Genomic DNA, 22,319 nt, shown 5'->3' with positions numbered 1-22,319 from the left:
AATCGGGCAGGGAAGGTCGCCGCATGAACGATATGAGCCATCCCATTGCGCAGCTCGGCACGGCGGTCGCGGCTGGGTTGATCGGCCATGAGGAATTGGTCGAACGGCTGCTGATCGCCCTTCTCGCCGGGGGCCATGTGCTGATCGAAGGTCCGCCGGGTATCGCCAAGACGCGGGCGGTCAAGCGGCTCGCCGCCCATCTCCCCGGCAGCCACGCGCGGATCCAGTGCACACCGGACCTGCTGCCTTCGGACCTGACCGGCACGCAGGTGTTCCGCCCCGAGAGCGGCGTTTTCGATTTCGTGCCCGGGCCTCTGTTCCATGCGCTGGTGCTGGTGGACGAGATCAACCGCGCCCCGCCCAAGGTGCAGTCGGCGCTGCTGGAGGCCATGGCCGAGGGCCAGGTGACGAGCGCGGGCATCAGCCGGCCGTTGCCCGATCCCTTCATCGTCGTGGCGACGCAGAACCCGATCGAGCATGAAGGGACCTTTCCGCTTCCCGAAGCGCAGATGGACCGTTTCCTGCTGCATCTCTCGCTGGGTCTTCCGCAGGCGGAGCAGGAGCGCGCCATTCTCGATCTCGTCTCCGCCGAGCGGATCGAGGCCCCCGCCTTCCTGGCCAGCCCGCTTTCGACCGAAGCGCTGCATGCGGCGAAGGCCGAGGTGGCACGGGTGCATCTGGCGCCCGCGCTGAAGGACTTCATCGTCCGGCTGGTCATGGCCTCGCGGCCCGGCGGTGCGGTTTCGCAATGGGTCGAGCATCCGATCTCCCCGCGCGGGACGCTCGCTCTCGCCGTGGCCGCGCAGGCGCGGGCCTGGCTGAAGGCGCGCGACTATGCGCTGCCGGAAGACGTCATCGCCCTCGCACCCGACGCGCTGGCCCACCGGCTGATACCGAGTTGGTCCGCCATCGGCGAAGGGCGCAGCGGGCGCACCCTCGTCGGCGACATATTGCGACGGGTCGAGCCATGGTGAGCGCCGCGCTGGAGGCGCCCGGAATCCGGCTTCACGCCGCCGAGCTGCTGGCCCTTCGCGAGGGGGCTCTCAGAACGAAGCGATCGCAGCCCGCCTCGCGCCGTCCGGGCGCCGTTCCAGCCAAGCCGCCAGGGGCAGGGATGGATCTGCGCGAGATCCGCGCCTTTGCCGAGGGCGATGACGCCCGCCGCATCGACCCTTCCGCCACCGCCCGCACCGGCGCCCCGCATATCCGCAGCTTTCATGAGGATCGCGACGACACGCTGCTGCTGATTGCGGATTTCCGCCCGCCCATGTTGTGGGGCACCGGTGCCACGCTGCGCTCGGTACGCGCGGCTCGGCTGGCGGCGCGGCGGGGGTGGCAGGCGGTGGCGCGGGGCGCCTCCCTGGCCGTCATCAGCGTCACCGCTCACGGCATCGCGGTCGTTCCCCCTGGCAGTGGCACGCCGCAGATGATCCGCGTCAGCCACATGCTCGCCAGCCGGCACGACCAGGCGCTCCACTCTGGGAGAGAGGCGTCGTCGCTGGAGGAGGCGCTCATCCACGCGGCGCGCCTCTCGCCGCCCGGCGGCGAGGTGATACTCGCCACCGGCCCGGAGGGCCTCGCGACCGGCGACGAGCCGGCGCTGGCCCGGCTGGCTCGCCGGCGCCGGGTGCGGCTCCTGCTGCCGCTCGATCCGCTCGAGACCTCCCCGCCGGCCTGGCCGCTTCCCATCCGGGCCGGCGCGCTCTGCCGCCTCGCGCGGTTGGCCCCCTTCGACCGCGCGGCGCTGGCGCAGCAGCTGCGGGCGCTGAATGTGAGCCTGGAGGTGGTAGACGATGACGCCTGCTGAACTCATCGCTGCCCTGCCGGAGGGACGCCTGCCGCCGGCGCTGACGCAGATGAACGCTGCCGACCTGCTGCTGCTGTTCGGCGCTGGCCTGCTGGTGGCGGCGGTGCTGTCGCTGCTGGCAGCGCCCTTCTTCGCCTACCGCCCGTCGCGGCGGGCGCTTGTGCGCGCCACGCGTGGGATGCCGCCGCAGGAGCGGGTGCTGGCGATCGGCCGCCTTCTCGGGCATCTGCCGGAAGCGTTGCGTGCCATGGCCTATGGCAGCGCGCCAGCGCTTGAACCGGAAGAGATCGAGCGCATTGCGCTGGCGGCAAGGCGCCCGCGGCGATGACGCTGGCGTTTCCCCTGGTCCTGCTGCTGCTTCCGCTTCCCGTGCTGGCGCGTCTTCTTCTCGCCGGTCGGGCGCCGGCGGAGGTCGGGCTGCGCGTCGCGCCCGGTGCCTTCGCCGCAGCGCTGACGGCTCGCGGCGGGGGGGATCGGGTGGCAGGCGCGGTTCTCCTCGCGGCCTGGGTCGCGCTGGTGGTGGCACTCGCCGGCCCCCAGGTCGCGGCGACGCGTGAACCGGTGACCGCCTCCGGCCGCGAGATCCTGCTTGCTCTCGACCTCTCCGGCAGCATGCTTAAGGAGGACTTCGTACTCGACGGCAGGCCGCTCTCGCGGCTTGATGCCGTCAAGCGCGTCGCCGCGCGCTTCGTCGCGGCGCGTCGCGGCGACCGGATTGGGCTCGTGATCTTCGGCGACCGGGCCTATGTGGCGCAGCCGCCGACGTTCGACGTCGCCTCGGTGGCCCGCGCCATCGACATCGCCCAGATCGGCATTTCGGGCCGCTCCACCGCCATATCGGACGGGCTGGGGCTGGCGACGCGGCGCATCATGGCAAGCGATGCGACGACCAAGGTCGTCGTCCTGCTGTCGGACGGCATGGATACGTCGGGCAAGGTTCAGGCAGCGGATGTGGCGCGGCTCGCGGCCGGGCATGGGGTGCGGGTGCACACCATCGCCCTCGGCCCGGAGGATCTGGAGGGCCAGCCGGACTCGCGCGACGCGGTGGACGCCGTGGCCTTGCGGGAGATAGCCGAGGTCGGCGGCGGCACCAGCTTCCGGGTGCGTGGCATGGAGGACCTGGAGGCGATGGCGGCAACGCTGGACCAGCTCGAGCCGAACCCGATGAAGCGCCCGCCATCGCGCTACTGGCGCCCGCTCTGGATGTGGCCCGGTGGCGCGGCACTGGCACTGGTGCTGCTGCTCGCCGCATGGAGGCGGACATGAGTGAACTCGTCCTGCTGCGTCCATGGTGGCTCGCAGTGCTGCCGCTCCTCCTTGTCCTGGCGCTGTGGCAATGGCGGCGCGGCCCCGCTGGCGGGGGCTGGGAGCGGGTGATGCCGCCGACCATGTTCGCGGCGATGCGGGCGCTGGGGCATCTGCAGGGGAGAGCCCCGCGCCAGGGTGTGGCTTTGCTGGCCTCGGCAGCCCTGCTTTGCCTCGGCCTCTGCGGCCCTGCAGTGCCGCGCGCGGACGCGCCGCTTCTCGCGGGGAGTGGGGCGGTCCTGATCGCCCTGGACATGTCGCCCTCGGTGACGGAGAGCCCCGCGCTCACCGACGCGCAGGCCGCCGCCGCCACTCTATTGACGGCCGCCTCCGGGCGGCCGGTCGGGATGCTGCTCTATTCCGGTGAGGCCTATGAGGTGGCGGCGCCCACGGCCGATCCGGCGACGCTGGAGAGCCAGATCGCCGTGCTCGGCGCCGACACCATGCCGGGCAGCGGGAGCCGCCCCGCCAGTGCACTGGCGCTGGCGCGGCAGATGCTGCAGGGCGTTGGGGACGCGGATCTCGTGCTGGTGTCCGACGGCGGCGGCGTCGATGAAGCCACGCGCGCGGAGGCCGAGCGTCTTGCCGCCGACGGCGTGCGGCTTTCCGCGCTCACCCTTACCGGCCCGGCGGGCGGCACGGCCGACGCAGCTGGGCTCGAAGCACTTGCAAGCCTCGCCGCTCCCGCCCGTGCACCTGGCCCGGTGCTCCGTCGGCTGTCGCGGCAGGCGACGCTGGAGCGGGACTCGGCGCTCGCGGCTCTGGCGTTCCTCGATCTCGGCCCCTACCTCGCCGGCCTCGCTGGACTGCCGCTGCTCGGCCTTTTCCGGAGGCGCGGATGACCAGCGCCCTGCGCCCGCGTCTGGCGCTCGTTGCCGTGGCCGGGCTCGCCTGCGTCCTCATTGCCGGCCCTGCCGCCTGGGGGCGCCTGCTGTTGCAGAGCGGGGCGCCCGGCGCGGCCGCGCGGCTGCTGGACGACGCGGCGGCCCGCGGGCTCGCCCTGTACCGCGCGGGCGACTACGCTGCGGCCGATGCCGCCTTCGCCGAGGCGGGGCGCAGCCAGACCTTCAACCGCGCTCTGACGCTCGCCGCCACTGGCCGGTACGCCCTGTCGGTCGCCTATTTCGACGCCGTGCTCTTCGCCAGTCCCTCCGACGAAGAGGCGCGCCGGCTGCGCGATCTGGTCGATGCCATGGTGCCGAAGACCACCGGCGAAGCCAAGGTGCCGGGGCGGCTGCCCGGCGAAGGCGGTCTCGGCCCCTCGGCGCAGGCAGACGGCCCCACTATGGCGGGCACGCCCGATCCCGCATGGAAGAAGCCGATTGAGGCGCGCGGGTTCGCCGCGTCCGATGCGTGGCTGGAAACGCTCGCCGACGATCCCGGCGAATTCCTGCGCCTGCGCCTGCGCAGAGAATATGAGCGGCGAGCGGGCCTTGGCCTGCTGCGGCCGGAAGAGGGCGAGAAATGGTGAGATGGATAGGCCTGCTTCTGCTCCTGATCGCGAGCGGCGCCCATGCGGACAGCCTGCGGCTGCTGCTGCCGGAGGGTGCGCGTCCGGTTGTCGGCGAGATGATCCCGGTGACGCTGCGGGGCGAATACACCAGCCGGATCGCGCTGGAGACGCTGAGCTTCCCCGGCTCGCAGGAGTACGACTGGATGCAGCTTGCCCGCGACCAGTGGCGGGACGAGGAGATCGACGGGCGCACCGTCCGGGTGTTCGAGCGGCGCCTCGCCGTCTTCCCCCGGCGAGCCGGGACAATATCGCTCGGCCCGGTAACGCATCAGCTCACCGTGGTCGACGAGAAGAATCTGCGCGCCCCGCTCGACGTGACGGCGCCGCCGGTCAGCTTTTTCGTCGCGCCCTATCCGGGCGAGGGAACGCCGCTGTCCGCCCGAAGCCTCACAGTCGAGGACACGCTGTCGGCCGCGCCGGGCGCGCTGCGCGACGGCGACACGCTGGTGCGCCGGGTTACGCTGAAGGTGGAGGGCACGCTGCCGCACATGCTGCCGGCGCGTCCGGCCATGCGCGAGCCCTGGCTCATCAGCTTCGCCGCTCCGGAACAGCGCGAGATGCTCCCCACGCCCGCCGGCCCGGTGACGACGCTGGTCTGGGAATGGCATCTGCGCCCCAAGACCGGAGAACCCGGCGTGCTGCCGCCGGTCTCCATTCCCTGGTTCGACACGGTGACGCGCCAGATGCGGACAGCAGAAATCCCCGCCCTTCCCTTCGGCTACGCCAGCTTCAACGACAATCGCAGCGGCACCGGCCGGCTGGCGGCCGGGCAGGCGTGGGTAGGTGGGGCGGTACTGCTGGCGGGGACCCTGACCGGGCTCGGCCTGTGCATCTCCGGGCTGGCGCCGCGCCGCAGGGCGCCTCTTCTGCGCGCCCTGCGGCGGCTCTCCCCCGTCGACCCGACGCGCCGCCGGCTGAAGCGCGCGGCCCGCGCCGGCGACATCTTCGCGCTTCGCCGCGCGGCGGCAGCCTACCTTCGCCGAAGGCGGGAGCTGGGTCTGCCGGTGAGCGGAGGTGAAACCGCCGAACTCGACGCAATCCTTTACGACCGGGCCGTCGCGGCAGGAGAAGTCGACCTGAAAGCCAGCGTCAGGGCCATTTTGAGGTTCCCGCCCACCCCCTCGCGCGCCGGGCTGGGACACGCCCTCGAGGGCTCATAACATTCCGGCGTCGTGCCGCTTGCCGAGCATCGCTCTCCCGGTTCCGCTCCGGCGTGACGTCGCCCGGCCTGCCTCCTGGAAAGGCTGCGTGGGCAGCCGTTCGCGGCGGCGTCAGCACGCGCATCACCGCCGGCCGGTCCGCGTTTTCGAGCCAGACCACGTCTCAGCACGGCGAGCCAATCCGCCTCCGTTACCACCCCAAGAGGACGACGTGCGGCGTCCACGATGAAGACGGCATGGACACGGCGCGCACCTCATCCACCGACATCGTTATGCGGGCCGCCACGACGCACGCATGCATGATGTCCGCGCAGGGAAGGTCTCGGTCGGAGCGCGCCAACGCCCTCTGCTCGATCTCGCGCAACAGCCGCTCGAGATCGTTCACGTCAATGTGGAAGGTCTCGCCCGTCCGCTCCAGAGCGGCGGCCAGGTCCGTCCAAGTCAGGTTTCCGACGTGCAGGGGCAGGGGCCCCCTTCCGTCTTCACCCCCGGCTCGGTTCCCTGCTCCGCTCTGCGCCCGAGGAAGGTGAAGACGACAACAGCGGTGATGACTGTGATGACGCAGAGCATCAGGAGCAATGTCGCGAAGGCGTCGCCATAGCTCTGGACGAGCGCAGCGTGGCTCATCTGCGGCAAGGCGGCCGCCGCGCTCCCGATATCGCCGGTGACGAGCCGCTGGGCGGCCGGGCTTGCATGCGCTGCCAGCCCGCTAGCAGCGAGATGTTGCGCCGTCAGCGCCGACAGCACAGCGCTGACCACGGCGAGCGCCACACCTTCACCGGCCACGCGCGTCGTGCTGAAGATGCCGGTCGCCATGCCGGCGCGCTCCTTGGGCACGACACTGACGGCAAGCCCGTCCATCAGTCCCCACGGCAGGCTAATGCCGATGCCGATCAATGCCATGGGCTGAACAACGGCCATTGTCTCGCCCCCAAGCGGGAGGCGGCTCAGCCAGAACAGGCCGACGGCGCAGATCAGCAGGCCTACGCCGCAGATCACCGCTGGTGACAAGCAACGCGTCAGCAGTCCGGCCGCAACCGGCAGAACCAGCAGCGGCGCGGAAAGCGCGATCATCAATCGGCCGGCCGCGATCTCGCTCATGCCCTCGACGCCGATGAAGCGCACCGGCAGCAGGATCAGCAGCACGACGAAAGCATAGGCCGGGGCAGCCGCCAGCAGTTGCACCCCGACGAACCGGGGATAGCGGAACAAAGTGAGATCGAGCATCGGCCGCATGACACGCCGCTCGATCGCGCCGAAAGCGATGAAGAGTGCGACAGAGCCCGTCAGCACACCGATCACGGTCGGTTCGGTCCAGCCGCGCTCGGGTGCCAGAAGGATGCCATAGGTGAAGAGCGCCAGGGCCAGCGTGAAGCTGAGCGCGCCCGGCCAGTCGAGGCCGGCGGCGTCAGGGTCGCGTGTCTCGCGTAGGAAGCATGCGCCCAATCCCAGGGCGAGCATTGCAAGAACGACCACGAGCGCAAAGATACTGCGCCAGCCGAAAGCGTCGATCATCAGCCCCGATGCGACCGGTCCGAAGGCGAGGCCGACGCCGAAGCTCGTCCCGACGATGCTGAAGGCACGGGTGCGCGCAGCCCCCTCGAACTCCTGCGCGAGCGCCGCCATGCCGCTGGAAAAGGCGGCCGCGGCCGCGCAGCCCTGCGCCGCCCGCCCCAGATCGAACCAGAGGATGTCGGGCACAACGGTCAATGCCAGCGAGCACAGGGCGAACGCACCGACGCCGACGAGGAAGACGCGCTTGCGGCCATAAGCATCCGCCAGTCCGCCCGCTGCCATCAGGCTCGATCCGAACGTCAGCATGAAGCCGTTGGTGACCCAGTTGAGCGCGATCGGGCTGCCGCCCAGCGCTTTACCGATGGTGGGAAGCGCCACTGCCGGCCCGGTGAAGGTCAGCGGCATCGCGGCAGCGGCGAGGCAGACAGAAAGGAGCACGAGCGCCTGTTCGGCCGCGCGCGGCCGCGTGATGGTTTGCGTCATATGTCGAAGGCCCTTGTTCGGACGGCGCCGCTAACTCAGCCCGCGCTCGCCATTCTGTCGAAACAGGATAATCTTGAGGGAATCTCTGCCAATGAACCGCCTATTCCGCTCTTATCGGAACAGAACGCTCGAATACCCCTGTGTCGAAAGGGCCTGAATGGACTCGCTCAGCGGCTTGATAGCCTTCGTCCGAACTGCCGATCTCGGCAGCTTCGTGGCAGCCGGACGCATGCTCGGCCTCTCCGCGTCCGCGGTTGGCAAGGCCGTGACCAAACTCGAACAGCAGCTCGGCATCCGCCTATTCCAGCGCTCCACGCGCAGCCTGCGGCTGACAGAAGAGGGTCGCGCCTTCCACGAGCGCTGCCGGCGCATTCTCGATGATCTCGACGACGCCCGCGCCATGCTGGCCCGCACGACGGACGCGCCACGGGGGCGCCTGCGTGTCAGCACCCCAATCGTGAGCTACCACCTGCTGTTGCCGGTCCTGCCGGACTTCATGACGCGCTATCCCGAGATCGATGTCGATCTCGACTTCAATGACCGCCTCGTCGATCTGATCGACGAGGGCGTCGATGTTGCGATCCGTAGCGGCGAACTTCCGGATTCTCGCCTTATGAGGCGGACCTTGCGTCCATTCCAGATGCTGCTCTGCGCCGCGCCCTCCTATCTTGAACGGCACGGCACGCCAGAGTGTCCGCGCGACCTCGACCGGCATCTCGGCATCCGCTTTCGCTATCCCAACAGCGGCAAGATACAGGCCTGGCCGCTCACGCTTCCGGCTGACGGACCGGATCTGCGTACGCGCACGGTGTTGACCTGCAACAATATGGAGGCGCTGCGCGGCGCCATCATTGCCGGGCTAGGCATCGGCTGCATGCCGGACTTCCTGGCGCGGGATCCCCTCGCGAAAGGTGAGCTTCGCACCCTGCTCGACGACCATATCGATGCTCCCGGTCATTTCAGCCTGATCTGGCCCTCCAACCGCAACCTCTCGCCGAAAGTCAGAGTCTTCGTCGACTTTATCGGGGAGCGCTTATTCTCAACCCGCTGCGAACGCCTTCCCAGACAGCCTCTCTCCGGGTGAGTCTTTGGTCTGCGTCCCCGCACGAAATCATGTGTTGATCGGCCGGACTGAACACCTAGCAGGTTGGGCGGCGGATCGCTGCGAGTTTTCATGTTACGCATGCTCACAATGGGACAGAGACCCACAGTGACGAGTAACATCAAAGAATTGAGGGGGGAATTGTAATGCGCTCAATGATTTGGGGCTTCGGGCTCGCCATTCTGGGAATGGCCCTTTGCCTCGCGCAGCCTGCGGCGGCGAAGAACTATCTCTGCAATCAGCAATTCGCCCTGTGCACTTCGGCACCCTGCATCCCCCAGCCGGGCAACCCCGACATCTCGATCTGCGTCTGTGACGTGCAGGAAGGGCCGAATCTTGCGACGGTCGCCTGTGACACGGTCCAGCCGAGCACGGACGCGGCGGGCGTTCGCACGGTCTATTCGCAGTTCGCTCTCACCCAATTCGAGCACGGCAAGAAGGGGCTGAAATGCGAGAGCGGCACGCCCTGGTCGCAGTGCCTCAACAAGATCTGCACCGTCGATCCCGCCAACCCCGACAAGGCGATCTGCGCGTGCGACGTGGTCCGCACGGGCGAATGGCAGACCGCGGGCGGCGATTGCGACGCCGCAACCTGCAAGACGGCATACTGGTCGGGTGCCCTCCTGGCCGACTCCAAAAGCAACGCCGATTTCATGATGGAACAGCTCAAGATCACCAAGTCGCCCGCCGAGGCGTGCCCCACTCCCAAGCCCTAATCGGATCGCATATCGTCATTCGACAGCGGCAACCACAGAGGAGCGGGTACATGCGCAAGATCGCGCTCGAAGAGCATTTCACCACGCCCGAGCTTGCCAAATACGTGGCGCGACCGACGCAGAGCGACGCCATCTTCGCCGATGTGGAACGACGCCTGGTCGATTTCGATGAGCTTCGGCTCGAGATGATGGACCGGACCGGCATCGAGCTAATGGTGCTCTCCGTCACCACGCCGGGCGTTCAGGGCGTCCGCGACACTCAGGAGGCCATCCGGCTTGCGCGCGGCGCCAACGATTTCCTCGCGAGCGAGGTTCAGAAGCGGCCGGATCGCTACGCTGGCTTCGCCCATCTCGCCCTGCAAAACGCCGAGGCGGCAGCGGCCGAACTGGAGAGGGCCGTGAGCGAACTCGGTTTCCGCGGGGCGCTCATCAATGGCCAGACCAACGGGCATTATCTTGACGAGGACCGCTACCTGCCCTTCTGGGAGCGTGTCGAGGAACTGGATGTCCCGATCTATCTGCATCCCGGCGCCATGGCCGACCAGCCCGCCATGTTCGCCCATCGCCCCGAAATCGGGGGGCCGATCTGGGCCTGGACGGCGGAAACCGCGGCCCATGCGCTGCGGCTTGTTTTCGGCGGCACGCTCACGCGCTTTCCCAAGGTGAAGATCATTCTCGGCCATATGGGCGAGACGCTGCCCTTCCTCCTCTGGCGCCTCGACAGCCGGCGGGAGTTCGACCTCGGCGAGACGCTCGCGCCGGACGCTCTTCCCTCGGCGATCATCAAGCGCAACATCGCCGTCACCACCTCGGGGGTATGCGACCCGGGAGCGCTCATCGCGACCCTCCAGGCGTTGGGCGACGACAATGTGATGTTCTCGGTCGACTATCCCTATGAGGATCCGCAGGTCGCCTCCGACTTCATCGAATTCGCACCGATCAGTGAGGACGTCCGCGCGAAGGTCTGCCACGGCAACGCCGAACGGCTGCTGCGCCTCTCGATTGGCGCGGGCAAAATTCGATCGACATGAACCAGTTTCATCGACGAAAGCCGCAATGGACGGAAGCTCTCGATCGGAACAGCGCGTGCCTAACGCGACGATGATCGCTCCTGGCGCGTGAAGCACCGACGAACCAAGCATCCCGCATCGAGCCTACTTACGGCAGCGCTGCCAATGCGGGGCCGTCACTCAGGATAGGTCTCGCCGCGATCCAGTGCATCCTTGTGGAACAGGATGAACACCGAGGGGGTGCCGGGCTCGGCCATCGCGTCGCTCCGCTGGCCGGTCATCTCTCCGGCCCCCTGGCTGGTGCATTCGGCGTTGGACTCTTGCGCCGGAGCCGGCGGGCATAATCCGGTCCGATTTCCGGGCCCAGCGCCGCGCCGTCTCGTAGGACACGCCGATGCCGCGTTCCAGCAGCAACTCCTCGACCAGGCGCAGGCTCAAGGGGAAGCGGAGATACAGCCACACGGTGTGCGCGATAATCGCAGGCGGAAATCGATGGCGCTTGTAGCTGACAGGCGAGAGGCTCATGCCGCTCCAGCTACGACACGCAGCTTTAATCCAGAGCTCACGTGACATCGCCCAGACCGGACGTTCAGAGACGCATTTTGGCAAGGCCTGCTTCGTCCGCCTTGACGCCATTGAACCCAAACGACAGGGATCAGCGCCGGTATCAAGACCATGTCGTCACCCCGACATTCCCGGTGGCTGCAAACCTGACACTGGCTTCAAAGCCCGATTGCCCGCCGAGCAGCTCGAAGTCATCCGCGGGATCCGGGAAGGCGCGCATGTCATGGTCTGCGGCGGGCGGCAGATGGCGGTCGGGGTTGCCGAGGCGATGACACGGATGCTGGAACCGCTCGGCCTGTCGCACCAGCTTCTGAAGGCCGAGGGACGCTATGTCGAAGATGTCTACTAATCTCGCACGGTGCGCCCTCAACGGCCCGACGATGGGGACGCGCTGGTCCGCGCTCTTCCATGCCCCCTCCGGTTTCGATGCCGGTGCCGTTCAGGGGGATTTGCAGGGGCGATGGACGAGGTCGATGCGCAGATGTCGACATGGAAGCCCGACAGCGAGCTGATGCGCCTGAACGGGACTCCGGCGGGAGAATGGGTGAGCGTTCCGGCACGCCTTCTGGATGTGCTCCGGCTGGGGCTGGCGATCGGTCGCGCCTCCGGCGGCGCATTCGACATCGGCATGGGCGACGCGGTCATCGCGTGGGGCTTCGGCGCCGCGCAAGCGAACCCGAACCGCATCCGCAGCGCAATAAAGGCCCGGCGCGTGCCCGCCCATGACGCGCTCGAAATCGATGGAACGAGGGTCCGCAAGCGCGTGCCGATCACGCTCGACCTCAACGGCATTGCCAAGGGATATGGCGTGGACCGCCTCGCCGGGATCCTCGGCTGCGCCGGCATCCGCGATGGGCTCGTGGGCATCGCCGGCGAAATGCGCGCAATGGGCCTGCACTCACCGCAAACGCCACTCTCGGCGCCACCTACTCCGGCCAATACGGCTTTGAAGCCTATGAGAACGCGCTCAGGCCAGCCAAACTTGGAGGTTCTGAAAAACCGGAAAGCTGGCGCGGACTATGGTCAGGTTTACCTGAACTGATCTCGCCACTCGCTGGGCGAGACGCCGAACCGGCTGCGGAACATCCTTCCGAAGGAGGACGGGTCCTTGAAGCCGCACTCGTAGGCGATGACCGAGATGCTTCGTCCTGTGGCCGCCTCGATCAGCTTGCGCGACATGGCGAGCCGGACGTCGCGCACCGTGTCCATGATCGTCACGTCGTTCAGCGTGAAGGCACGGTAAAGTGTCGAGCGCGAGCAGCCGAGCGCACGGGCGACCGCCTCCGGGGAAAGGTCGATCATCTGGTAGTTCGATTGGATATAGTGCTTCGCAGCCAGGAAAAGCGCGTTTGCGTCGGCTTCGCCAGAGCCGTTCAGTTCACGGCCGATGCGTTGGAGCAGCAACAAGGCCAGCGCGTGGATCGCGTCGAGCGCAGCCGCCAATTCCTTTGGCTCAAGATGTTCGGCATGGCGATCCAGCGCCAACATCTGGTCTCGAACCATAACGCCAAGAGGGATGGTATCAACCAGGAGGAAAAGACCGGGAATGCGGCCGCCCAAGGCGCCCAGTGCCTTGGCACGAGGCAGAAGAAGATAGATTTCCCTCCCCGCACTCCGGTGATAGCGCATGGGACGGGTTGCGTCATAGGCGGCGAGGCGACCATGGGGTGCCATGGACAGCGCGCCTCCGGGACCCTCCAGACCGAGTTCCCCCACCGGCATCATCGAAATCACCACGACGTCGCCGGCGCCGCTGAGACTGGCCGAGCGCGAGAAGAGCGTTCGATGCTCCGAGCCTTCCTGGCTGGCGAACACGCCTGTCTCCCCATGCACCGAACGCTTGATGGCGAAGAGGTCGGCTTCGTCCAGACGGGGCGCTTCGAGGTCGACGACGCTATAGGCCGTCTCGCGCCAGGCGTCGAAACGCTCAGTCCGATCGAAATCCGTAGTGGAGATACACTTCAACCGGTAGAGGCCGGTGTCGGCCTCTTTTGGGAATACCGTCTTGATGGCCTTGCCCCTGCGATCGCTCATCCAAACAGGTTCCCCACGTCCTTGGGCGTCTTGCCGTTGCGGGTGTGTGGGGCGAGCGATCCGCCCGCCACGTTAACTGAAGCCACAGGCTTCGGTACGTCCGACAACCACCATCGCACAATCCCGGCCCGCGTCCAGTCGCACCGCCGCGTATTGCGGCGCCGACTGGGCCGCTCGCTTCCAGCTTTGTCGACTGGGAACGCCTAGCCTCGGTCGCACGTGATTCGAATCCGATCACCATTCAGGCAATGAGACGCCACGTCGTGATTTGGAACGCTCCAACGATTGCCAGCCTGACCTGTGGAGGTAGTTTGTCGGCACTCGCGCGAAAGAAAAATCGAGCAACGACATAGTCTCCCTGAACGCGGAGGACATTGTGAGCCTCAAATTGCAGCTTTTCAGCACGTCGTTTAGGCGGGTCAATTTGCGCACGATGCGGAAATGCCCTTCTCTTCTTGTATACGCGCCGATGGAATTTGAAGGTCTCCTACCGGAGAATGCCCCAACGACCAAGGCCCGCGTGAAGAATGCAGCCCAGGTGGCTGCGCGCATGCCCTCCCCCCACGATGATAACCGGGGCGCTGCCTCGGTTCCGGCGGCTGGGTTGCTCACACCGGCCTCGACGTTGCCTCGGGCGATTGCAAGGAAAAGCCGCTCCTGGCCTTCGCCTTCCGACCTGCGGTCGGTTCATCGCCGGCAATGCACGTATTCGTCGCGCTTTCGATAGGCCGTTCACGCCTCCACCGCGCTGGGCGACGTCATCCATGCCGGAATGCGAGGCACAACTCACTTAGCGCACTCACTGAATTTCAACTTTCACTGCAGCGACGGGGAAGTATGCAAGGGGAACATTCAAACCGGCTCGCAATCGATGGTGGCGTCCCCGTGCGGACGCTCGCGCTGCCGCATGAGTTCCCCGGTGCCAACTGGATCGGGGAAGAAGAGCGAGTGCTCGTCGAGCGCGTGGTGATGGCGCGAAGTCCCTTTCGCTTCTACGGCGAGAACCCACAGCGCATGGTCGACACGCTCGAACGGGAGTGGTGCGCCAGCTTTGGCCACGGCCATGCCGTCGCCGTGGCGTCGGCGACTTCGGGCCTCTCTATCGCCATGTCGGCGCTGAGGATAGGGCCCGGCGACGAAGTGCTGCTGCCCGGCTATCTCTGGATCAGCTGCGTTGCCGCCGTGGTCCGTTCGGGAGCGATACCCCGGCTGGTCGACATCGACGACAGTTTTACCATCGACCCCGTCGACCTCGAGCGAAAGATCGGGCCGCGCACCCGCGCCGTGCTGGTTGTACACATGAACGGGGCACCAGGGCACGTTGCCGAAGTCGCCGCGATCTGCGAGCGCCGCAGCGTCGCGCTGATCGAGGATTGCGCACAGGCGGCGGGCGCCTCGTCGGGCGGGCGCGCCGTCGGGCGGTTCGGCGCTATTGGGGTGTTTAGCTTCCAGCTCAACAAGAACATCACCTCCGGAGAAGGAGGGATGGTGGTCTGCGAAGACCCGGCCCTTCACCGCCGCATTGTCGCGCTGCACGATCTCGGCTACGCGCGGGACGTGAACGGGCGGCTGGATACGGGCGACGAGAGCTGCCAGCTCTGGGGCTATGGCGTGCGCATGTCCGAACTGGCCGGCGCGCTCGCCCTGGCGCAGCTGCGAAAGCTGCCCCGAATCGCAGATGCGATGCGCGCGGCCAAATGGCGGATCCGCGAGGGGCTGTCCGACATCCCGGGCCTTGGCTTGCGCACCATTCCCTGTCCGGCGGGCGATACCGGGCCTTTCCTGATCACCCTGTTGCGCGATGAGGAGACGGCGCGCCGCTTTGCCGCCGCCGTGCATTCCGAAGGCATCGCGGGCCCAGGAGGCCGGCCGCTTTGCGTTTCCATGCGCGACTGGGGGCTGCACTGGTACTCGAACATTCCCAGCCTCGTTCGCCGTACTTCGAATAGCCGCGACGGCTTCCCCTGGAGTCATCCGCAGAATTCCTTTGCCGCCGGATATGATTACGACGTGGGCGCGCTTCCCTCGTGCGACGATCTGCATGCCCGCAGCGCCATACTCTCGATCGGATCGACGCTCGCCGAGCAGGATGTCGACGACATCATTCTTGCCCTGCGTAAAGTCGCCCGCCTGGTGCTGTCGTGAACGAGCGGTCGGAGCACGAGGCGGCAGCGCTCCTGCGGGCCATAATCGCGGTGAGCCCCTACCGTGACTATCTGAGCCCGATTGAAGACGACGTGGTCCGGGTCTCCTTCCTCAATCACCAAATCCGCGCCGCCCTTCTGGCTGCGAGCGCGGCCGGAGTGCGCGCCTCGCGCTTCTCCTTACGGCGCGGAGCAGACGAAAAGCTCATTCTGTCCTTCCTCGAATATGTGGCGTTCGCCTCTCCGGGCTTCCTTGCCTCCGTCGGGGAATGGCCATTGGAGCGCGCCAATGGCTGAGATCGATGGCTGCGACGTCTGCGTGGTGGGCACCGGGGCAGCCGGCGGCATCCTGGCCCACAGCCTTGCGATGGCCGGGCTGAAGGTCGTCTCGCTTGAGCAGGGGCCGCGGCTGGCGGCCAACTATTTCCGCAGCGCCGACCCTTATGGCAGCCGCAAGGACTTCGGCATCCGGGCGCATACGAGCTGGCCGGCCGACCCGCACGAGGCGTTTTTCGGCAACGCCCTGTTCGCGTCGGCCGAACACGGATCGGCGCGGCGCCGTGCCGGGGGCTTCCTACCCTATCAGGTCTTTGCCGTCGGCGGCCTGCAGAATCTCTGGAACGGCGTCAGCGTGCGCTTCTCCGCCGACGATGTGCGCGGCTGGCCGCTGCCCTATGACGACCTCGCCCGGCATTATGCGGCGACCGAACGGCTGGTGACGGTGTGCGGCACCTCGGCGAACCTGCCCGAACTGCCGGACGGCGAGTTCATCGCGCCCAAGCCCTTCCGGCCGGTGGACGACCTGCTGGCGAAGGCGGTGGCCAGCCTCGGCGCGCCGACCGCGCATGTCACCGCCAACCGCAAGGCGATCAACACGCGGCCCGGCACGCCCTCCTCGTGCCAGTCGACCGGCGGCTGCGCCTTCGGGTGCCCCACCGACGCTGTCTACAAGTTCTCCAGCCGGCTTCTGCCGCGCATTGCCGGGCGTTCCAATTATTCGCTGCGGCCCGAAGCCAAGGTGACGCGGCTGATCGCCTCGCCGGACGGGGCGCGGGTGGAGAGCGTCGAGTTTCTCGACACGGCGAGCGGTGAGCGGCATCGGCTGCGGGCCGGCATCGTGGTGCTCGCGGCGGGGGCGCTGGAATCGCCACGCATCCTGTTCAATTCAGCGTCCGGTACGGCGCCAGCCGGGCTGGCGAACCGCTACGACCAAGTCGGGCGGCGATTGCAGGACAATCCCAAGACCGTGCTGTCCACCTCGCTCTGGAAGCTCTGGGGCAAGCGGCGGGACTACGACATCGGCTATGGAGACCCTGTGCTGATCGTCGGGCGTGCCAGCTTGCCGGATGGGGAGACCTTTCCCTTCCTTTGCCACAACAGCCACTCGGTGCCCGATATCCCGCACTATCTTGCGGGCCTCAAACGATTTCCCCCGTTCGTGAAGCGGCGGCTGGCGCGGCTCATGTTCCACAGCTACCTGACCATCGGCATGTTCTGCGGCGGCGAGCCCAATCCCGCCAATCGCTTGCGGCCGAGCCGCGAAACCGATGCCTTCGGCGTGCCGCAGGTCGATATCGACTATACCAGCTCGCCGCGCGCGCAGGCCCGGATGGACGCCATGGAGCGCTGGGGCCGGCGCGTGCTGGGCCGCGCGTCGGGCACGATCATCCACGGCGGCAGCTCCGACAATGGAACGGGCATCCACTATGCCGGGACCACCGGCATGGCGGCGGACCCATGTGCCGGCGTGGTCGATGCCAATCTGCGCTGCCACGGCATCGCGAACCTCTATGTCTGTGACGGCGGCGTCATTCCCCAACTGCCCGAGAAGCACCTGACACTGACGATCATGGCCCTCGCGCACCGTCTCGGGGACCATCTGGCCGCCCGCGCGGCAGCGGGGGAACTGTCCGCCGCATGAGACTTCAGGGTGAAACAGCGTGTCCGGGCACGCTGTTTCGGCAATGCGTGTTTCCCGGTTGTGCCGGAGAAGGGAGCTTTCGATGTTCGTCTTGCATATCGCACTGCAGGGATGTCTGCGCGGCTCCGACGTCCAGTACGGCATCAACGCGGATACGGGAGGTCACATCCGCTATCTGTTGGGCATGGTGGAAGCCTCCGAGCGCATCGCGAAGGCCGAACGCATCGTGATCGCGACGCGCGCCTTTGAGAGCAATCACGGCGCCGACTACGCGGTGCCCCGCGAACGCGTGTCGTCCAAGACGGAGATCGTCCGCTTTGCGACGCCGAACCCAGACTACCTGACCAAGGAGGAACTCTGGAGCGAAGTGCCCGCCTATGCCGAGTCGCTCATCGACTGGATTGGCGCCCAGCCCGCCCCACCCGACATCATCCACGCGCATTACGCCGATGCGGGGGTGGTGGCTGGTATCGTTCGCGAGAGGCTCGGCATTCCCTACACCTTCGTCGCGCACTCCCTCGGGCGCGTAAAAATGGATGCCTTTCGCGACAATGCCGGGACGGAGAATCCCGACTCTATGGAATCGCTGGAGCGGCGCATCGAGATCGAGGAGCGGGCCATCCGCGACGCTTCGCTTATCGTCGCCAGTTCACGCGACGAGGCTGAGTTCCAGTATTCGCAGTATAAGAACTACGATCCCGGGCGCATACGCATCATTCCACCGGGCGCGGAACTCGCCGCTTTCCGGGGTGCGCCGCCACGCCTGCATGTGGACCGGCTCATCAACCGCTTCCTCACCCATCCGGAGAAGCCGGCGCTGATCGCCATTGCGCGGCCCGTGGCGAAGAAGAACCTCGCCATGCTGGTAAAAGCATATGGCGAAAGCGCGCAGCTGCAGGAAATGGCGAACCTCGTCCTGATCGCGGGAAATCGCTCCGACATCTCCCATCTGGAGCCGGAGATTTCCAACAGCCTCAACGAGATCCTGCGCCTGATCGACCTCTACGACCTCTACGGCAGGATCGCCTACCCAAAGGTGCACCTGCCCTCCGACGTGCCGGCCATCTATGGCTATGCGCAATACCGGCGGGGCATTTTCATCAATCCGGCGCTGAATGAGCCGTTCGGGCTCACCTTGCTGGAAGCCGCCGCGGTCGGCATCCCCATCATCGCCACGGATAGCGGCGGGCCGAACGATATCGTCGAGATCTGCCGCAACGGGGAGCTGGTCGATCCGAGCTCCTCCGACGACATTGCGCAGGCGGCCATCCGCATGCTCGCCGACCCCGCTTTGTGGGATTCCTACGCATCGGCCGGCGCGCGCGCGGTCAAGCGGTTCGACTGGCGCTCCCACGCCAAGCGCTATCTGCGCCTTGCTGAAGCCGTGACCGGCAAGGAGGGCATCGGAATTCGACAGCCGCGCGAACTGCTCGTGAGCGACATAGACAACACACTGCTGGGATCGCGGGACGCGCTGGCGGAGTTTAGCGAATGGCTGGCGGGCGAGCCCGAGATGGCGTTCGCCATCGCCAGCGGCCGCAGCTTCCACAGTGCCATGTCGGTGCTGGAGCAGGAAGAGTCGCCACTTCCCGATATCATGATCACCAGCGTCGGATCGGAGATCTATTATCGGGCGGAGAACGGGCCCGAATACCGCGCCGATCCCGAATGGGCCGAGTGGATCGCAGAGGGGTGGGATCGCGCGGGCATTCTTGCCGCCTTGCAGGAATTGCCTGGCATCCGGCCGCAATCCCCGCTCGAACAGCGCCGCTTCAAGCTGAGCTACCTCAGCCCGGCCAATCCGGAGGCCGCCGCCATGATTGCCGAGCGGCTGATCGCGGTGGGCCTGCAGGCCACCGTCATGGGCAGTCATGCCCGTTACATTGACATCCTTCCGCCGCGAGCGTCGAAAGGAACGGCGGTCGAGTTCGTGCGCAAGCGTCTCGGGCTGGAGACCCGGCAAGTCTACGTCGCGGGCGATTCCGGCAATGACGTCGAGATGCTCCGGCTGCTGCCCAATGCCATTGTCGTCGGCAATTTCTGCGACCAGTTGCGCAGCCGGCCGGAACTCGATCATTGCCATTTCGCTCCGCGGCGCTACGCGCGCGGCATTCTCGACGGGGTGGCGTACTTCCGGGGCGCGCAAGACGGGCAGGCGCTCTCCGTCGCCTGATCCCGACGGTGCCCCGCCGGTACGAACCGAAGGCTCGAGGTCGAAATGCTCCATCTGTCCGTGGCCATCGCCTCCCTTGGTGGCCTGCTGTTCGGCTACGAGACGGGTGTCGCCGCAGGCGCGCTGCAGCAGGCCGTCGGCGAGTGGGGGCTTGGCCGCTCCGCTCTCCTGCTGGTGAGCACGGGTACGCTGGCCGGAGCGCTTTTCGGGGCGCTTGTCAGCGGCTGGCTGTCGGACCGTATTGGCCGGCGCGACGTTATCATGGCGACCGCCGCACTCTTCACGCTTGGCGCCTTCTCGGGCGCGGTGGCGCCATCGATCGGGGTGCTGTTCGTCGCCCGCGTCGTGGTAGGGGTCGCTGTCGGTGCGATGTCGGCGGTGGGGCCGACCTACATCGCCGAGATCGCCCCGGCCCGTTCGCGCGGCGCGCTGGTAACGGCATTCCAGCTGGCGATTACGCTGGGGGTGCTGCTCGCCTATGGCGCCGACGAGGTCTTCCACGACGTGACAGCCGGCTGGCGCACGATGCTGGGCCTCGGCGCTGCTCCCGGTCTCGTGCTGGCCGGGGCGGCGCTGCTCCTGCGGGAATCACCGCTGTGGCTGGATCTTCAGGACGCGGAGGAGCGCTCCTACCACTGCCGGGACGAGCCGCGCGACGCGGGCCCGTTTTCGATTCAGGGCCGGCAGGCGCTGTTGCTCTGCGTCAGTCTGTTCTTTTTCCAGCAATTCGTAGGTATCAACACCCTTCTTTATTTCGCCCCCTCCATCATGGAGGGCGTCGACTTCAGCCTGGGGAGCGGATTGCTGGCGGGCGATGCGATGCCATTGGGCATCGTCAACGTGCTGGCAACGATCGGAGCCATATGCCTGATCGACCGGATGGGACGCCGGCCTCTGCTGTTGGCCAGCTTCATCGGATCGGCCGCAGGTCTCGCCCTCGCCGGCGCGGGCCTCGCCTTTAGCGTCTCGGAGCCCGGCCCGGGCCATGCGATGGCTGCAGCCGGTGTTTTCGCCTTCGTGGCCTTCTTCGCCATCGGTCTCGGGCCGATCCCGTGGGTGACGGCGGTCGAGCTCTGTCCAATCCGAGTTCGCGGCATGGCGATCGGCCTCGTGGCAGCCTCCCATTGGCTGTTCGATGGAATCACGTCGGCGATCAGTCTGGTTCCTGCCGACGAACCCACGCGGGCGGGCATCTTCGCGGTCTATGCCGGCGTCGCGGTCGTCGGCTTCTTTCTGTTTCGGCGCGCCCTTCCCGAATGCAACGGACTCGGGCTGACCGAGATCAACGCCCGCGCCATGGCCGCCGCCGCCGCAGTGCGGGCCAGAGGCAGCCTGTTCGTGCACTACGCCGTCACGGCGCTCGTCACGACCGGAGGTTTGCTCAACGGCTTCAATTTCGCCATCACCGCGGCGGCCATCGTCCTGCTGGCCCGGGAGTGGGGGCTTGGCCCGTTCGAACAGGGTGCCGTGGTCAGCACGCTGGTGCTCGGTCTTGCCGGCGGCTCCTTTCTCGCCGGCGCATTGGCGGACAGGTTCGGGCGTCGCTATCTTCTGATGTCGACGGCTGCCTTGTTTGTCGCCGGTGCATTCCTGTCGGCGCTTGCGCCCTCGCTGATGTGGCTGCTGATGGCGCGGGCAGCCGTTGGTCTGGCGATCGGGATTGCGTCCCCCACCACGGGCATCTACGTCGCCGAAATCTCGCCCAGCGCCATTCGCGGACGCCTGATGTCCTTCGAGGCGGCGACCTATGGAGCCGGTGCGATCCTGGCCTATTGCGTCAGCATCTGGTTCGAGGCGACGCCCGAAGGCTGGCGCTACATGTTCGCCTTCATCGCGGTTCCCAGCACGCTTTACGGGTTGCTCCTGCTCCCGCTTCCGGAATCTCCGCGCTGGCTTGCGATGCAGGGACGCCACGCCGCTGCCCGCCGCGTGCTGCGCCAGTTCGACGAGCACGATGTCGACCATGTGCTTGCGGAGATGGAGCCTGTGCCGCGGGAAGACATGTCGGGGGCCTGGCGGCAGCTGGCGTCGCGCGCCAACCGGCCGATCCTGGTGCTCGGGATCACGCTGATGTTTCTCATCGTGTTCTGCGGCTGGGACATGGTGCTGTTCTACGCTCCGACCCTGCTGGAAGAGATCGGCTTTGAGGACACCACGGTCAATTTCGTCACCACGCTTGGCCTCAGCGTGGTTTTCCTTGTAGCCACCTTCATCTCGCTCGGAATTGTCGACAGGGTGGGCCGGAAGCCACTGGTCATAAGCGGCCTTGTCATCATGTCTGGCTGTCTCGCCCTGCTGTCGCTGCTGCACGGGAGCGTGGACGGATCGGTCGCCGCCGCCTGGGCCATGGTCGCCGTGCTCGCCGTGTTCGTCGGCGTCTTCGCCCTGACTCTCGGGCAGGTGGGCGAGATCGTGGTGGCGGAGATCTTTCCGCAGGCCATAAGGGGACCAGGCACAAGCCTGTCACACGGCATGCGCAGCCTGTTCGCCTTCATATTCACCCTCACCTTTCCGTTCGTGATCGACACGGCGGGACTGGGCGTAACCTTCCTGAGCTATGCGGCGATCAACTTGCTGGGCGCGGCCTATCTGTTCCGGCACATGCCGGAAACGCGCAACAAGAGCTTGGAGGACATCGCCCGTTACTGGCGTGAACGATGAATGAGGGAGTCGCGCGCGCACCGCTCGGCAATCCGGAAACCGGGCCCCATGATAACAGTGCGACGGCCTATTCGCCGGCGCTGGGGTGAGTCCCAACGCAGCCAGATTGCCCCTCTACGAACGTAGATAACCTCTTAAATTGAATGCCGTAAATGCCAATTGAGGTGGGGCACGCCACTATGCAGGCGGGCGCGCGGCGCGCCGCTTCCAT

At 67.0% G+C, this 22,319-nt stretch carries 18 protein-coding genes and 2 pseudogenes; 17 read left to right on the top strand and 3 right to left on the bottom strand.

Annotation, left to right across the window (positions count from 1 at the left end):
• Window positions 1-23: 23 nt before the first annotated feature.
• The 7 genes from BLO63_RS11150 (at window position 24) to BLO63_RS11120 (ending at window position 5,785) form a co-directional block, all read left to right on the top strand.
• Window positions 24-974 carry an AAA family ATPase gene (locus tag BLO63_RS11150; protein WP_091440321.1) on the top strand — a complete coding sequence of 317 codons (951 nt, stop codon included), beginning with the start codon at window positions 24-26 and terminating at the stop codon, window positions 972-974.
• A 140-nt stretch (window positions 975-1,114) separates the two neighbouring features.
• Window positions 1,115-1,807, top strand: a complete 693-nt coding sequence (locus tag BLO63_RS11145) for a DUF58 domain-containing protein (RefSeq protein WP_091440320.1) — start codon at window positions 1,115-1,117, stop codon at window positions 1,805-1,807.
• Window positions 1,794-2,135 carry a hypothetical protein gene (locus BLO63_RS11140; protein WP_091440316.1) on the top strand — a complete coding sequence of 114 codons (342 nt, stop codon included), beginning with the start codon at window positions 1,794-1,796 and terminating at the stop codon, window positions 2,133-2,135. Before BLO63_RS11145 ends, BLO63_RS11140 begins: the two co-directional genes overlap by 14 nt.
• Window positions 2,132-3,073: a VWA domain-containing protein gene (locus BLO63_RS11135; protein WP_091440314.1), complete on the top strand. Its 942-nt coding sequence runs from the start codon at window positions 2,132-2,134 to the stop codon at window positions 3,071-3,073. The genes BLO63_RS11140 and BLO63_RS11135 overlap by 4 nt, the downstream gene beginning before the upstream one ends.
• The gene (locus BLO63_RS11130) at window positions 3,070-3,954 is read left to right on the top strand and encodes a vWA domain-containing protein (RefSeq protein WP_091440433.1); all 885 of its coding nucleotides are present in this window, start codon (window positions 3,070-3,072) and stop codon (window positions 3,952-3,954) included. The genes BLO63_RS11135 and BLO63_RS11130 overlap by 4 nt, the downstream gene beginning before the upstream one ends.
• Entirely contained in the window at window positions 3,951-4,583 is a 633-nt protein-coding gene (locus tag BLO63_RS11125) for a hypothetical protein (protein WP_091440312.1), read from the top strand. Before BLO63_RS11130 ends, BLO63_RS11125 begins: the two co-directional genes overlap by 4 nt.
• A complete protein-coding gene (locus BLO63_RS11120) occupies window positions 4,577-5,785 on the top strand; it encodes a BatD family protein (protein ID WP_091440310.1) in 1,209 nt (402 codons plus the stop codon). Before BLO63_RS11125 ends, BLO63_RS11120 begins: the two co-directional genes overlap by 7 nt.
• A gap of 441 nt (window positions 5,786-6,226) precedes the next feature.
• Here the strand turns inward: BLO63_RS11120 and BLO63_RS11110 are convergent, their stop codons facing one another.
• Entirely contained in the window at window positions 6,227-7,783 is a 1,557-nt protein-coding gene (locus BLO63_RS11110) for an MFS transporter (protein ID WP_091440305.1), read from the bottom strand.
• Between the two features lie 157 nt (window positions 7,784-7,940).
• Here BLO63_RS11110 and BLO63_RS11105 point away from each other — a divergent pair, with 157 nt between their 5' ends.
• From BLO63_RS11105 to BLO63_RS11095, 3 genes are all read left to right on the top strand, one after another.
• Window positions 7,941-8,867, top strand: a complete 927-nt coding sequence (locus BLO63_RS11105; protein ID WP_091440302.1) for a LysR family transcriptional regulator — start codon at window positions 7,941-7,943, stop codon at window positions 8,865-8,867.
• A gap of 164 nt (window positions 8,868-9,031) precedes the next feature.
• Window positions 9,032-9,601: a hypothetical protein gene (locus BLO63_RS11100; RefSeq protein WP_143007066.1), complete on the top strand. Its 570-nt coding sequence runs from the start codon at window positions 9,032-9,034 to the stop codon at window positions 9,599-9,601.
• A gap of 50 nt (window positions 9,602-9,651) precedes the next feature.
• Window positions 9,652-10,632, top strand: coding sequence for an amidohydrolase family protein (locus tag BLO63_RS11095; RefSeq protein ID WP_091440296.1), 981 nt, complete (start codon window positions 9,652-9,654; stop codon window positions 10,630-10,632).
• Between the two features lie 292 nt (window positions 10,633-10,924).
• On the opposite strand, the pseudogene BLO63_RS11090 reads toward BLO63_RS11095, so the two are convergent.
• Window positions 10,925-11,136 (bottom strand): annotated as a pseudogene (locus BLO63_RS11090) (IS6 family transposase); the annotation flags it as partial.
• On the opposite strand from BLO63_RS11090, the gene BLO63_RS20935 reads away from it, so the two are divergent.
• Both BLO63_RS20935 and BLO63_RS11080 read left to right on the top strand, forming a co-directional pair.
• Window positions 11,135-11,524, top strand: a complete 390-nt coding sequence (locus BLO63_RS20935) for a ferredoxin reductase domain-containing protein (RefSeq protein WP_143007065.1) — start codon at window positions 11,135-11,137, stop codon at window positions 11,522-11,524. The pseudogene BLO63_RS11090 and the gene BLO63_RS20935 overlap by 2 nt on opposite strands.
• Window positions 11,505-12,088: pseudogene (locus BLO63_RS11080) on the top strand (FAD:protein FMN transferase); the annotation flags it as partial. The gene BLO63_RS20935 and the pseudogene BLO63_RS11080, both read left to right, overlap by 20 nt.
• A gap of 116 nt (window positions 12,089-12,204) precedes the next feature.
• Here the strand turns inward: BLO63_RS11080 and BLO63_RS11075 are convergent.
• The gene (locus BLO63_RS11075; RefSeq protein ID WP_091440290.1) at window positions 12,205-13,209 is read right to left on the bottom strand and encodes a helix-turn-helix transcriptional regulator; all 1,005 of its coding nucleotides are present in this window, start codon (window positions 13,207-13,209) and stop codon (window positions 12,205-12,207) included.
• 885 nt (window positions 13,210-14,094) lie between these two features.
• Between BLO63_RS11075 and BLO63_RS11070 the strand changes: the two genes are divergently transcribed.
• The 5 genes from BLO63_RS11070 to BLO63_RS11050 all read left to right on the top strand — a co-directional run bounded on the left by BLO63_RS11070 (window position 14,095) and on the right by BLO63_RS11050 (window position 22,108).
• Window positions 14,095-15,354, top strand: a complete 1,260-nt coding sequence (locus tag BLO63_RS11070; RefSeq protein WP_244517807.1) for a DegT/DnrJ/EryC1/StrS family aminotransferase — start codon at window positions 14,095-14,097, stop codon at window positions 15,352-15,354.
• Window positions 15,351-15,650, top strand: a complete 300-nt coding sequence (locus tag BLO63_RS11065) for a hypothetical protein (protein WP_091440285.1) — start codon at window positions 15,351-15,353, stop codon at window positions 15,648-15,650. The genes BLO63_RS11070 and BLO63_RS11065 overlap by 4 nt, the downstream gene beginning before the upstream one ends.
• A complete protein-coding gene (locus BLO63_RS11060) occupies window positions 15,643-17,274 on the top strand; it encodes a GMC oxidoreductase (protein ID WP_091440282.1) in 1,632 nt (543 codons plus the stop codon). Before BLO63_RS11065 ends, BLO63_RS11060 begins: the two co-directional genes overlap by 8 nt.
• An 82-nt stretch (window positions 17,275-17,356) precedes the next feature.
• On the top strand, window positions 17,357-19,447 hold the full coding sequence (locus BLO63_RS11055; protein ID WP_091440281.1) for an HAD-IIB family hydrolase: 2,091 nt from the start codon (window positions 17,357-17,359) through the stop codon (window positions 19,445-19,447).
• 45 nt (window positions 19,448-19,492) lie between these two features.
• The gene (locus BLO63_RS11050; protein WP_091440278.1) at window positions 19,493-22,108 is read left to right on the top strand and encodes a sugar porter family MFS transporter; all 2,616 of its coding nucleotides are present in this window, start codon (window positions 19,493-19,495) and stop codon (window positions 22,106-22,108) included.
• Window positions 22,109-22,319 lie beyond the last annotated feature (211 nt).

The sequence above is a fragment of the Ancylobacter rudongensis genome (assembly GCF_900100155.1).
Lineage (GTDB): Bacteria > Pseudomonadota > Alphaproteobacteria > Rhizobiales > Xanthobacteraceae > Ancylobacter > Ancylobacter rudongensis.
This window is presented reverse-complemented; position numbering and strand designations above follow the sequence as displayed.